The sequence below is a fragment of the Streptosporangium sp. NPDC023963 genome, from assembly GCF_040639135.1.
Taxonomy (GTDB): domain Bacteria; phylum Actinomycetota; class Actinomycetes; order Streptosporangiales; family Streptosporangiaceae; genus Streptosporangium.
Genome location: NZ_JBEZZK010000002.1, coordinates 457,620 through 470,582, shown reverse-complemented (window position 1 = coordinate 470,582; position 12,963 = coordinate 457,620). Strand labels below are relative to the sequence as shown.

Below are 12,963 nucleotides of genomic sequence, written 5' to 3'. Positions count from 1 at the left end.
AGAGGAGCCGAAGGTCAGAGGGAGTCGAAGGTCAGAGGAGCCGAGGAAACTCTGCTCTCGGGACGCCGTCCGCCCCCGAGCGGCGTACGGCGTCGAAGGAGCGTCGAGAGGGGTCACTTGACGGCGCCGACGGTCACGCCGCGGGTCAGCGTGCGCTGGAAGATGAGGAAGAAGACGACGGCCGGGAGGATGCCGAGCAGCGCCGAGGCGCTGGACATCGTCGCGTCCATCATCTTGTCGCCCTGCAGGACGCCCAGCGCGACCGGGACGGTCTGGTTCTCGTTGGAGATGAGGAAGACCAGCGGCAGGAAGAACTCGTTCCAGGTCCAGATGAAGAAGAAGACGAGCAGCACGCTCAGCGTCGGCCTGCTGATCGGCACGACGACCTGCCACAGGGCCCGCCACTTCCCCGCTCCGTCGAGGGCCGCGGCCTCCAGGATCTCGCGCGGGAAGCGGCCGAGCACCGAGGCGAGCAGGTACGTCCCGAAGGCGCTCTGGATGACCGTGAAGATGATGATCACCCCGAGCCGGGTGTCGTAGAGGCCGGTCTGCTTGGCCAGGTAGTACAGGGGGTAGACCAGCGCCTCCTGCGGCAGCGTGTTGGCCACCAGGAAGAGGACCAGGATCCACATCCGGCCGCGCACCCTGCCGATGCCGAGCGCGTAGGCGTTGAGCACCGACAGCACCGTGGCCAGCACCGCGACCGAGCCGCTGATCAGCAGGCTGTTCCAGAGCTTGCCGCCGAAGTCGACCCGGTTCCAGAACTCGACGATCCCGTCGAGGTAGAGCGCCGAGGGCAGGCCGAGGGGCCCGCCCGAGGAGTAGTCGGCCGGGGACTTCAGCGCGTTGAGCGTGACGATGGCGAACGGCACCAGCATCGCGACGGCCAGCACGACCAGCGAGACCAGCACCGAGTATTTCCGGATCATGTTTCCCTGTCCCGGTCCTGGATCCGCAGGAAGAACACCGTCACCGCGATGATCACGAGGGTGAGCACGGTGGCGATCGCCGCGCCGTACCCGACGTTGGCCTTCTCGAAGAAGTTCTGGTAGCTGAAGTAGGACGGCACGAGCGTGGCCCCGCCCGGCCCGCCCCTGGTCAGCACGAATATCGGCCCGAAGACCTTGAGCGCGGCGATCGTGCAGGTGAGCAGGACCACGTAGATCTCCGGCCGGATCTGCGGGATCGTGATGTGCCAGAACCTGCGCCACCACGACGCGCCGTCCATCTCGGCGGCCTCGTACAGGGCGGGGTCGACCCGCTGCAGCCCGGCCATGAAGATGACGACCGGGTAGCCGATCTGGAACCACACCATGATCGCCATCACGCTCGGCAGCGCCCAGGCCGGGTCGCCGAGCCAGTTCCTCGGCTCCATCCCCAGCACCCCGAGCAGCTCGTTGAGCGCCCCGTAGCGCGGGTGCATGATCCAGCCCCAGACGATCCCGGCGACCGCGACCGGCAGCACCTGCGGCAGGTAGTACGCGGCCCGCAGCGCCCCGGCGGCCCGGAGGCCGAACCTCCTGCTCACGTGGTCGAACAGGGTCGCCGCGAGGAGCAGGCCGATGAGCGTGGGGACGACCGCCATCGCGACGATCAGCGCGACGTTGTTGCGGAAGGAGGTCCAGAACCGCGCGTCGGCCACGAGCCTCGCGTAGTTGTCCAGCCCGATCCACCGCGGGTCGCCGATGCCCTGCCACCGGGTGAACCCGATCCCGACGTTCATCAGGAACGGCACCGCGACGACCGCGGTGAACAGCACGGCGCTCGGCAGCAGGAACAGCCAGTACCCGCGGTCGCGAGACCTCTGCATCGGAGGTCTCCTCTCTGTCTCTCCGTACGTACGACCCGCGCCGCTTTCCCCGCCTCACGGCGGCACGGGTCGCGGAAGGGGGTCAGTTGCCGATGTCGGCGAGGTTCTCCTCGTACGGCGCGGCGATCTCGTCCAGGACCTGGTCGGAGGTCTTGGTGCCGTTGATGATGTTCTGCACGCCCGACACGAGCACGTCGTAGTAGCCGGGCGCCGGCCAGTCGGGGTAGAAGGCCAGCCCGTCGGAGGTCGAGAGCGTGTTGAAGTTCTCGATCAGCTCCTTGCTCTTCCCGTCGGTGATCGCGGCGGTGTCCGCGGCCACCGGGATGCCGCCGGAGTTGCCGAGCAGGTTCTGGATGTCCTTGCTCATCGTGATGTCGATGAAGTCGTAGGCCAGGTCCTTGTTCTTCGCGTTCTCCGGGACGACCCACATGTTGCCGCTGGACCCGGCGCTCATCGTGTTGCCCGGCCACAGGAACGAGCCCCACTCGAAGTCCTTGATCTCGCTCGCGAGGCGGCCGTACCACCAGCTGCCCGTGACCATGATCGGGTACTTGCCGCCGATGAAGGACACGCCCATGTCCTCGGCCTTGATGCCGGCGGAGTCCTTGCCGATGTAGCCCTTCTTCACCCAGTCGGCGAGGGTGTCGGCCGCGTACCTGAACTCCGGGCCCTTGAAGTCGACCTTGCCCTTGTAGAGCTGGAAGGCGTCCACCCACGGCCGCTGCGCCTTGCTCAGCGCGAGCTGGTAGAAGATCTGCTGCGCGGGGTACTCGGCGCCGCCGACGGCGAGGGGGGTGGTCCCGGCCTTGGCGAACGTGTCGAGCGCGGCGGTGAACTCCTCGAAGGTCGCCGGCACCTTCACGCCCGCCTTCTCGAACGCGTCCTTGTTGTAGTAGACCATCACGTACTCGGCGTAGTTGGGGACGCCGTACCACTTGCCCGCGCCCATGACGCCGCGCTCGTCGTATCGCGCGGTCGTCTGGATGGAGGGGCTGAGCAGCTTGTCCCAGCCCCGCTTGGTCACCTCCGGGGTGAGGTCGGTGAGCAGGCCCTGCTTCGACAGCAGGCCGGCCGAGGCGTTGCCCTTGTTGTACTCCATCACGTCGGGGACCTCGTCCGAGTTGAGGATCATCCCCGCCGACTGGCGGATCTGCTCGAACGCCTTCTCCTCGAACTTCACCGTCACGCCGGGGTGCGTGGCCTGGAACCGCTTGACGGCCTCGGTCCAGGCCTTGCCCATCGCGCTGTCGGCGCCCTCGTAGTACCAGAGCTTCAGGACGCGGGGACCGTCCGCGGCGGGCGTCTCCGCCGCCTTCTCGGTGCCGCCGCAGGCGACGAGCACCGCGAGCGCGGCCACCAGGGCGACACCCGCCTTGAGGTTGAGCATGGTTCTTCTCCTAGATGGTGGTGATGACGATCGGGACGCCCGGGCCCACCAGCTCGACGCCCGCGATCCGCGCGCTCCCCGAGACGGTCATCCGCAGGCCCTCTCCCTCGGGGACCGCGGTGATCGTGGTGTCCCCGTCGAGGTCGGAGACGACCGTGCTCCTCTCCCCGGTACCGCCACCGGCCCCGACGCCGTACGCGACCAGGGTGATCTCCCCGAACGGCCCGTCCCCGACGGTCCCGCCCGGGTCGGCGAGGACGGGGACGATCGCACCGCGCCGGGCGAAGAGCGGGACGCGGTCCAGCGGCGGGGCGACCGTGACGTACCGGCCGCCGGACAGGATCTCGCCCGTCCAGTGGTCCACCCACTCCCCCCGCGGCAGGTAGACCTTCCTGACCTGCTCCGGCGAGGTCATCGGCGCCACCAGCAGGTCGCGGCCGAGGAGATACTGCAGGTCGGCCTGCCAGGCCACCGGGTCGTCCGGGTGGTCGACGCACAGCGCCCGCATCATCGGCGCCCCGGTCCTGGCGGCCTCGACGGCCGCCGTGTAGATGTACGGCATGAGCCGGTAGCGCAGCCTCAGCGCCTCGACCGCCTCCGTCTCGACCTCGGGGAACTCCCACGGCTCCCGGCTGGTGGTGCCGTGCAGGCGCAGCAGCGGGGAGAGCGCGCCGAACTGGGTCCACCTGACGTACAGGTCGTCGGTGGGCCGGCCGGTGAACCCGCCCGCGTCGTGGCTCCAGAACGGCACGCCGGACAGGCCGTGCGCCAGCCCGCCGCGCAGCGTGCTGCCCATCGCGGCGTAGCTGGTGTAGGTGTCGCCGCTCCACTGCGCCGAGTGCCGCTGCCCGCCGAGGAACGACGAGCGCGCCCACACCATGCCGTGCCCGGCGATCTCCCGGGTCACCTCGGAGACGGCGTCGTTGAACAGCAGCGTGTAGACGTTGTGCAGGTCGGTGCCCGACATGCCGTTGGCCGCGACCGCGTCGTGCGGGACGCCCTCGGCGAAGTCGGTCTTGAAGACCTGGACGCCCTGTTCGAGCAGCGGGCGGAGCAGCCCCTTGAACCACTCGGTGGCGGCCGGGTTGGTGAAGTCGACGATGCCGCAGGCCGGGTAGGAGCCGTGCCAGCAGTCGGCCACGTAGACCTCACCATCTTGCTTTTTAAGGAAATATCCGCTTTCGGCTGCTTGCGGGAAGGCCGGGCTGAGGTGAGAGACGTACGGGTTCATCCACAGGCAGACCTTGAAGCCCATCGCGTCCAGCTCGGCCAGCATCCCCGCCGGGTCGGGAAAGCCCTCCGCGTCCCAGCGCATGTCCGACCAGTGCCCGTCCGTCTGCCAGTACGTGTCCAGGTGGAGCACGTCGCACGGGATCCCCCGCTCGCGGATCCGCCGCGCCCTGGCCATCACCCGCTCCTGGGTGTCGACGAAGAACCCCGAGGAGATCCAGGTGCCGAACGCCCACTTCGGCGGGAGCAGCGGGCGGCAGGTCAGCAGGTCGTAGCGGCCGAGCACCTCCGGCGGGGTGGGCCCGGCGATCACGTAGTAGTCGATCAGGTCGTCCGGGACCACGATCTGCACGCAGCTGTGCGTCGACTGACACACGTCGAACTCCACCGGCGTCCCGCTGTCCACCAGCACGCCGTAACCCCTGCTGGACAGGTAGAACGGGATGTTCTTGTACGCCCGCTGCGACTCGGCGCCGAACGCGTCGAAGTTCCACATCACCGGCCGCTGGCCGCGCTTGTCGAGCCGGGTGAACGACTCGCCGAACCCGCCGAACGCCTCGTCGGCGGGGGCGGCGAAGCTCTCGTGGTAGCCGGCCACCGCACCGTCCGCACTGGAGCGGCCGAACGGCAGCGTGCGCAACCGGCCGCTGATGTCGGTGTGCCCCCGGTCCTGCTCCAGCAGCGGCGCCCCGCTCGCGTCGGTGAACCTCAGGTGCCAGGGGGCCAAGGTGATCTCCGCGCGGAGCGAGCCCGCGTCGAGCAGGATCGTCCCGTCGCGGCTCTCCACCCGCGCTCCGGCGAACTCGCCCGGCGTGACCATGGAGATCGCGGCGGCCGACCTGGTCCGCGCGTCAGCGTCCTGCCCGAGCCTGACCCGGATCACCCCCTCGCCCGCCACACCCACCTGGACCAGGAGCGTCTCCTCCGCCGAGGTCACCGCCTTCAGGATCACCCCGGCCCCGTCGGAGGCCACCGGCTCCGCCGAGATCAGCGCCGACAGGCCCTCCTCGCCGTGTGAACGGACGGGCAGCTCCGGCGGATCGGCGACGAAGTACTCGTGCGCGACCAGAGGAGGGCGGTAAGGCATGGGGACTCCAGCACTCGGGCTCTCGTTTGCTGAATTAGTTTTACGTCCAAACCAACAAACGTCAATGGTCCGACCTGCCGCGGCCCGGCCGCGGCGTCCACCGGCACCGCGATGTCATCGAGCCCGGTGTTCGCCGCGTCCCCGGCCGGCACGTGTCCGGTCAGTCGTCGGAACCACCGGGAGCGCACACGGTGCTGTCCCTCTCGACGATCTCGCGGGCGTTCTCGGTGAGGCACTTGCGGTTGAGGACGTACGACACCCCCTGCAACGCCTCGGCCGTCTCGATCACCGCGTTCCAGTCGGTGCCGGGTCTCATCTTCAGGACGTACGACTCGTTCATCTTCTCCACGTCGAGGATGTCGGACAGCTTTCGTTGCGTGGAGTCCAGGACGGACTGCTCCTGTTCCCGGCGGAGCAGGTCGGCGTAGGCCTCCTGCTTGCTCACGAAGGAAATCGCCTCCACCTGCGGCATGGCCCCGAGTGTCCGCTCGATCACCACCTTGTCCCGCGGCGTGGTGGCCTTGCCACCCAGGATGGGGTCCGGCGGAGCACCCAGGCCACCGTCCTCCACGGCGAAGCCGCCGCCGCCACACCCGACGAAGGGCGAGTCGTCCTTGCAGAGGAACAACGCGAGCTCGGGATCCCCTTCGTGCCACACCGCCAGGACGCCCGCGGTCGCGGGCGTGGGCGGCCCCTCCCCTCCGGGCCCCCGTGCGATCACCGTCGTCGTCACCACCACCCCGACGACGCCGGCCGCGACGAGGACCGCGGCCACGAGGCGCGGGACCGGGCCGGACCGTCGCGCCGGCGCGGACGGCGCGCCCGTCGCGGCGTGCCTCCGGCGCGAGCCGGGCAGCCGGATCGGGCGCCAGGCCGCCCGTCTGGGCTTCCCGGCGGCGTTGCGCCCGGCCTCTTCCCGGGCGGCGCCGTGGAGGCGGTCGAGCGCGGAGGCGACGGCTTCGGGCCGGGGAGCGGGCTGGGCCTCGGCCCGGTCGCGGAGCACGTTCATCTCATCCATCGTGTCGATCCCCCTTGCCGGCGGCGTCCGTGTTCAGAACTTCCCTGACCCGCCTGCGGGCCCGGTTCAGGCGGGACCCGACGGTCCCCGGGGGAATGCCCAGGGCGTCGGACACCTCCGCGTAGCTGAGCTCTCCGTACGCGACCAGCAGGAGCGCCTCCCGGTCACCGGCCTTCAGCACGGCGAGGGCGCCCGCCAGGCGGCGCTGCGCCTCAACGACGAGGTAGGCGTCGGCGGAGTCCGCGCCGACGGCGGAGGCGTCCCGGGCCCGCTCCAGGGCGCGGTACAGGCGCACCTCGTCCCTGCGGTGCCGTCTGATCAGGTTGGTGGCGATGCCGAACAGCCAGGCGCGCGCGTCACGACGGGACAGGTCGTAGCGCTCCCGCTGCCGGAAGGCCGCGAGAAACGTGTCCGCCGCGACGTCGTCCGCGGCGTCGGCACCCAGCCTGGCGGAGGCGTACCGATGGATCGCGGCGAAGTACCTGTGGAAGATCTCCGCGAACCGTTCCTGGTCGCGCAGCGACAGCCGGATCACCTCGGCGTCACTCGCGACGACGGACTCCGCCGGTACGGCGCCCCCGGCCATGTCGTCCCCGGCCATGTCGTCCGTGAGGAACGAGGCGGGAAGGACCAGGTCGGGAAGGGCGCGATCGGGGGGACGACCGCTGTTGACTCTCATACGGAGGATGCCTTTCGTGGGGCAACGGACGCTGTTATTGCCCGCACCCCGCCGCCGTCTTCACGAGAAGGCTCGCACGACGCCCCGGCATCCGATTCCCCACGCGAGCCGTCCGCGGGCGAGGTGACCCGAAAGCCGGGAGCCCGCGACCCGCGAGCCGGGGAGGCAGGAGCGCGCGGACCGGAATCCGCACCCTTGAACGGGACCGGCGACCCGTGATAATTAGTTTAACCTCCATCCAAATAAAGGAGTGACCGTGGACTGGCCTGGAGGGATCGGCGGGCTGTGCTACGGCGGGGACTACAACCCCGAGCAGTGGCCAGAGGAGGTCTGGAAGGAGGACGTCGCGCTCATGCGGCGGGCCGGGGTCAACCTGGTCAGCGTCGGGGTGTTCTCCTGGGCCCGGCTGGAGCCGTCACCCGGCGTCCACGACTTCGGGTGGCTCGACCGCGTCCTCGACCTGCTGCACGACGGCGGGATCGGGGTCAACCTCGCCACCCCGACCGCCTCCCCGCCCCCCTGGTTCGGCCTGGCCCACCCCGACGCCCTCACCGTCACCCCGGACGGCGTCCGGCTCACCCACGGCAGCCGCGACACCTACTGCGTACACGCCCCCGCCTACCGCGCCGCCTCCGTCCGCGTCGCCGGCGCCCTCGCCGGGCGCTACCGCGACCACCCCGCGCTCGCCATGTGGCACGTCCACAACGAGTACGGCACCGCCTGCCACTGCGAGCACGCCGCCTCGGCCTTCAGGACCTGGCTGCGCGCCCGGCACGGCACCCTGGACGCGCTCAACGACGCCTGGACCACCTCGTTCTGGAGCCAGCGCTACTCCGCGTGGGAGCAGGTCACCCCGCCCCGCGCCACCCAGTATCTGCCCAACCCCTCCCAGGTCCTCGACTTCCGCCGGTTCGTCTCCGACGCGATGCTCGACCACTTCCGCGAGCAGAGGGCCGTGCTGCGCGAGCTCACCCCGGACGTCCCGGTCACCACGAACTTCGTCCTCGGCGACTGGGTGCCGGTGAACCACCGCCACTGGGCGGCCGAGGTCGACCTCGTCGCGATCGACCACTACCCGTCGTCCGACCCGCCCGCCGAGACCGCCTTCGCCGCCGACCTGGCCCGCGGCTGGGCCGCGAACCCGGAGCGCGGCCCGGCCACGGACCCGAGCCCGGCCCCGGAACACAGCCCGACCGTGGACCCGAGTCAGGCCCCGGAGCACAGCCCGACCGCGGACCCGAGCCCGGCCCCGGAGCATGCCCCTGAACGCGGCCCGGCCCTCGGAAAACCCTGGCTGCTGATGGAGCAGGCGGTGGTCACCTACACCGGCCCCCGGATGCTCGCCAAGCGCCCCGGCGAGATCACCAGGCTGAGCCTGTCGCACATCGCGCGGGGCTCGCGGGGCGCGATGTTCTTCCAGTGGCGAGCCTCCCGGGGCGGCGCCGAACTCTGGCACGGCGGCATGGTCCCGCACGCCGGACCCGACTCGCGGATCTTCCGCGAGATCTGCGACCTGGGCGCGCTCCTGCCGTCCCTGACCGACGCCTGCGCGGCCCCCGTCGAGGCCGGGGCCGCGATCCTCTGGGACGCCGAGGCGGGCTGGGCGCTCCAGTCCCCCGGCCTGCCCTCCACCGAGCTGGACTACGCGGAGGCCGTACGCCAGGCCCACCGGGTCCTCTACCGGCACGGCGTCACCGCCGACCTCGTCCACCCCTCGGCCGACCTGTCGGCGTACCCCCTCGTGCTCGTCCCGGCCCTGTATCTCATCTCGGACGCCGACGCCGACAACCTGCGCCACTACGTGTCGGGCGGCGGCACCCTCGTGGTCTCCTACCTCAGCGGCATCACCGACGAACACGCCCGCGTCCGCCTCGGCGGCTACCCCGGCGCCCTGCGCGACCTCCTCGGCATCCGCGTCGAGGAGTTCCACCCCCTCCCGCCCGGCGTCGCCCTCACCCTGTCCCCTCCGGACATCCTCGACGGCGACCAGGGCGAGTGGGACGACCAGGAGGACCGGGGCCACCGGGGCGACCGTCCGGAGACCGGAACGTCCTGGAGCGAGCACGTCCACCTCGAAGGCGCCGAGGCCCTCGCCGTCTACACCGGCCCGCACGCCTCCGGCACCCCCCTCGCCGGCCAGCCCGCCATCACCCGCCACTCCTACGGCTCCGGCACCGCCCTCTACATCTCCACCCGCCTGTCCGACACCGCGTACGCCCGCCTGCTGGGCCTGAAACCGGCCCCCGTGGAACTCGTCCGGCGCGGCGAGTGGCTCTTCGCCGTCAACCACGACGACAAGGAACACGAGACGCAGGGCCTGCGCCTGCCTCCGGGCGGTTTCTCCGTACGAGTGCACGGCGATTCGGAGCCTCGATCGTCATGACCCCGCCGGCCCCTGTGCGGGCGTGTCCGGTCAACGGCTCCGGCCCGCTTGCGGTGGCGGGTAGCGGTGGATCTCCGCCCAGTGCCCGGTCGAGCCGGCGAACTTGGCGTCGTCGGTGAGCAGCGGCACCCTCAGCAACTCGGCGAGGGCCACATACATACCGTCGTAGGCGGTGAGGTTGTTGCGCAGTTCCAGTACCCGAGGCTGCAGCGGCAGCATCGGATGGCGGACGATCTTGAGCTGGGAGTAACGCTCCAGCATGACCTGGGCCCGCGCCGGGGAGACGCGCACCTCCGGCTTGCTGGTGATCACATGTCCGCGCACCACCGAAGCGATCTCCACGTCGATCGACGCGGGGGCGTGCACCTTGCGGGCCAGTCGTTGGCGGAGAAGATCGTCCCCCTTCACGTTGGCCAGGAGACGGAAGACGATGGAGGCGTCGACGACCAGGCTCACCTGTGCCCCTCGCGCATCGTCTCGCGGACGAAGTCGGGGTTGTACGGCACCGGCTCATCAGCAGCGATCCTGGCCATCACCTCGTCCAGCGTCGGAGTGGAGGCCTCCTCGTTCAGCAGGTCGCGCACGTACGCCGTCAGCGACTTGCCCTCACGCTCAGCCCTCGCCTTCAGCGTCCGCTCGGTCTCCTCGGGGACATCCCGGATCTGCATGATTCCCATGCCTCCACTTTAGCATGCAATGTGCATGCACTCTGGGCGACAGGCAAGGCCGTCCCGAGCTCACGAGCACCTCACCCGCCTGAACCGTCTTCGCGCAGGCACGTGAAGGAGACCGCTGTCCCCGCGAGCGGTTCCTGGTCGCCGCACCACCGCTCGCGGGGATCAGCTGCGTCGGCACGAGGAAGCGCGCTCTCCGTGCCGACGCGCTGCTCAAGGTGGGTTCACCTCGTCCGGGGAGGGCATGGCCCCGAGATTCGTTGTGGTCGGTCCGGCGGGCGGTCGGGAGTTCGCGGCGGCCCTGGGATTGGTCGGCTCGGGTGATCGGCAGCGGTCCACATGGGCGATGACGGCGGTCCACAACTGGCCGTACTCGCGGGCGGCGTTGTCATCGAAGCGCAACGGGTCGAACTCGGCCTCGACGGATCGCGCTGGGAGATCTGGTGGGAGTGGTCAGGCTCAGGAGTGCTCACCCATGAATCCTTGTCTCCGCGTGCCACCTGGCGCCACCGGACAGCACCAGGGCATCGTTCGCGTTCCGGCGTCTGTCTCAACCGGACCTGCTCCCCCCCCTCGGCGCTGGGAGTCTCATGACCCCGGGTGCACGGGTGGGAGGCCGAACTTGGCGACCAGGTCGGCGCCGCCGTCGAAGACGAGGATGCGGGCGATGCCTGATTCGGTGACGGTGAGGACTCCGAGTCCGTAAGCGCGGTGGTTCCCGTGGCCGTCGCGGAGGTAGGCGGCAGCAGCGGGCTGCGCGTTGGCGGTGGTGGGAGTCATCCGCCAGTCGCCGGGGGATCCGACCGCGTGGGTGAGGTGGCGCAGGCAGGTCAGGCGGCCGGAGAACCAGGTGCGGGTGCCGACCATTTCTATCGCGGCGTCGGCGCGCAGGGCCCGTTCCAGGGCTGTTGTGTCGGCGTTCTGGAAGCCGGTGATGTATTGGTCGAGCAGGGCCCGGGCGTGCGGCTCGGTGGGGTCGGTGAGGTGGTTGCGTTCCGGTGCCACCTCGTCGAGGCGGGCGCGGGCCCGCTGCAGGGCGCTCTTGACCGCCGCGGTCGAGGTGCCGAGCATCGCCGCGACCTCGGTGGCGGGGAAACCGAGGACCTCTCGAAGGATGAGTACAGCCCGCTGCCGTGTCGGCAGGTACTGCAGGCTCGCGATGAGCGCGAGCCGGAGACTCTCGCGTGTCTCGACGATCGTCGCGGGGTCTGCTGACGGCGGGGTCACCAGCGTGTCCGCGATCGGCTGCAGCCACGTCACGCCGGTGTCGGGCGGATCCGGTGCGGCGTCGGGGTCGTCGGCCGGACCGCCCAGACCGGACGGCAACGCCCGCCGACCGCCCTGCTGCAGCGCGGTCAGGCAGGCGTTGGTGGCGATGCGGTACAGCCAGACCCGCAGCGACGACCGGCCCTCGAAGGTGCCGTAGGACCGCCACGCCCGCAGGTAGGTCTCCTGGACGAGGTCCTCGGCCTCGTCCGCCGACCCGAGCATTCGGTAGCAGTGCGCCAGCAACTCGCGCCGGTACTGCTCGGTTCGGCGGGCGAACTCGCCGGCCTCGGCGGCAGCACCCGCTCTGTCCGCCATCATCGCCTCCTGCTCCCCCGCCCAGCCGATCACAGGCCGATCCTGGGGCAGACCCAGTGGGCCATCCTACGGATCGCCTCGTCGGCCTCCGGCGCTCGGCCGGCGGCCATTTGGAAGGTGTGCTGCATGCCGGGGAAGACGTCGAGCCGGACATCGACGCCGGCCCGGCGGGCGTGTTCGGTCAGTCGGAGGGCGTCGTCGAGCAGGACCTCGTCTCCTCCCGCCTGGATGTAGACCGGGCCGAGACCGGACAGGTCGGCACACAGCGGACTGACCAGCGGGTCGCTGAGGTCGCCGCCCTCACCCAGGAAGGTGCCGGCCAACTCACGCACGACTTCGGCGGAGAAGAACGCGTCCCGGTCTCGATTGGTCTTGTACGACTCGCCGGTAGCCCGCATGTCCACCCACGGTGAGAAAAGCATCGCCGCAGCCGGCAGGGGCAGTCCTTGTTCGCGGGCCCGCAGCTGGGTGGTGATCGACAGTCCGCCGCCGCAGGAATCACCGGTGAACGCCACGTGGTCGGCGCCGATCCCCCGGTCGTGCAGCAGCCACCGGTAGACAGCGGTCGCGTCATCGACCTGCGTGGGGTGGAGATGGTGGGGGGCGAGGTGGTAGTCGAAGATCAGCGCCCGCGCCCCGGTCGCCTTGGCCAAGTGGCCGAACAGTTTGCGGTGTGTGTAGATCGAGCCGCTGACGAACCCTCCGCCGTGCATGCACAGCAGTACCCGATCCTCGGCCGCTCGTTTCGGTACCGCCCACATCGCGGGCAAACCACCCGCTTCGGTCTCGATGTAGTCCACGTCGCGTGGTTCGGCTGTCAGGTTGCCCCACGACTCGTCGTCCGGCTGCTCCGCGTCCGGCCGCTCGCTGGCTGCCCGGATCGCCGCCCAGTGCCTCTTGACGGCTTCGGACTGCTTGCTCGGCAAGGCAGTCGCGTCGTTGTCGGCCCAGGCGGCATAGACCTCGTCGAGCACGGTGCGTACTTCCTGGCCGGCTTCGACGAGCGAAGCGCTGTCGTGGCTCATGGCAGTCCCTTCCGGTGTCGTGCGTCGGATCGCTTCGCCGCGGCTGATGGATGGTCGCCGTACCGCGAAGCCTTCGACAATGCAGA

Annotated in this window: 11 protein-coding genes; 1 reads left to right on the top strand and 10 read right to left on the bottom strand. The window is 70.3% G+C overall.

Annotation, left to right across the window (positions count from 1 at the left end):
- Positions 1-113: 113 nt before the first annotated feature.
- The 6 genes from AB0F88_RS08195 to AB0F88_RS08170 all read right to left on the bottom strand — a co-directional run bounded on the left by AB0F88_RS08195 (position 114) and on the right by AB0F88_RS08170 (position 7,211).
- Entirely contained in the window at positions 114-929 is an 816-nt protein-coding gene (locus AB0F88_RS08195; protein WP_362678864.1) for a carbohydrate ABC transporter permease, read from the bottom strand.
- Positions 926-1,810 carry a sugar ABC transporter permease gene (locus AB0F88_RS08190; protein WP_362678861.1) on the bottom strand — a complete coding sequence of 295 codons (885 nt, stop codon included), beginning with the start codon at positions 1,808-1,810 and terminating at the stop codon, positions 926-928. The genes AB0F88_RS08195 and AB0F88_RS08190 overlap by 4 nt, the downstream gene beginning before the upstream one ends.
- Before the next feature lie 82 nt (positions 1,811-1,892).
- Complete coding sequence (locus tag AB0F88_RS08185) at positions 1,893-3,197, bottom strand: extracellular solute-binding protein (protein WP_362678858.1); 1,305 nt, start codon at positions 3,195-3,197, stop codon at positions 1,893-1,895.
- Between the two features lie 10 nt (positions 3,198-3,207).
- Positions 3,208-5,514, bottom strand: coding sequence for a TIM-barrel domain-containing protein (locus tag AB0F88_RS08180; protein ID WP_362678855.1), 2,307 nt, complete (start codon positions 5,512-5,514; stop codon positions 3,208-3,210).
- 160 nt (positions 5,515-5,674) lie between these two features.
- The gene (locus AB0F88_RS08175) at positions 5,675-6,532 is read right to left on the bottom strand and encodes a permease-like cell division protein FtsX (protein ID WP_362678852.1); all 858 of its coding nucleotides are present in this window, start codon (positions 6,530-6,532) and stop codon (positions 5,675-5,677) included.
- Positions 6,525-7,211 carry an RNA polymerase sigma factor gene (locus tag AB0F88_RS08170; RefSeq protein ID WP_362678849.1) on the bottom strand — a complete coding sequence of 229 codons (687 nt, stop codon included), beginning with the start codon at positions 7,209-7,211 and terminating at the stop codon, positions 6,525-6,527. Before AB0F88_RS08170 ends, AB0F88_RS08175 begins: the two co-directional genes overlap by 8 nt.
- 256 nt (positions 7,212-7,467) lie before the next feature.
- Here AB0F88_RS08170 and AB0F88_RS08165 point away from each other — a divergent pair, with 256 nt between their 5' ends.
- Positions 7,468-9,594, top strand: a complete 2,127-nt coding sequence (locus AB0F88_RS08165) for a beta-galactosidase (protein ID WP_362678847.1) — start codon at positions 7,468-7,470, stop codon at positions 9,592-9,594.
- A gap of 30 nt (positions 9,595-9,624) precedes the next feature.
- Here the strand turns inward: AB0F88_RS08165 and AB0F88_RS08160 are convergent, their stop codons facing one another.
- The 4 genes from AB0F88_RS08160 to AB0F88_RS08145 form a co-directional block, all read right to left on the bottom strand.
- Positions 9,625-10,050, bottom strand: a complete 426-nt coding sequence (locus AB0F88_RS08160; protein ID WP_362678845.1) for a type II toxin-antitoxin system VapC family toxin — start codon at positions 10,048-10,050, stop codon at positions 9,625-9,627.
- On the bottom strand, positions 10,047-10,271 hold the full coding sequence (locus AB0F88_RS08155) for a hypothetical protein (protein ID WP_362678842.1): 225 nt from the start codon (positions 10,269-10,271) through the stop codon (positions 10,047-10,049). The genes AB0F88_RS08160 and AB0F88_RS08155 overlap by 4 nt, the downstream gene beginning before the upstream one ends.
- Before the next feature lie 585 nt (positions 10,272-10,856).
- Entirely contained in the window at positions 10,857-11,885 is a 1,029-nt protein-coding gene (locus AB0F88_RS08150; RefSeq protein WP_362678835.1) for an RNA polymerase subunit sigma-70, read from the bottom strand.
- A complete protein-coding gene (locus AB0F88_RS08145; protein ID WP_362678832.1) occupies positions 11,882-12,877 on the bottom strand; it encodes an alpha/beta hydrolase in 996 nt (331 codons plus the stop codon). The genes AB0F88_RS08150 and AB0F88_RS08145 overlap by 4 nt, the downstream gene beginning before the upstream one ends.
- Between the last annotated feature and the right edge of the window lie 86 nt (positions 12,878-12,963).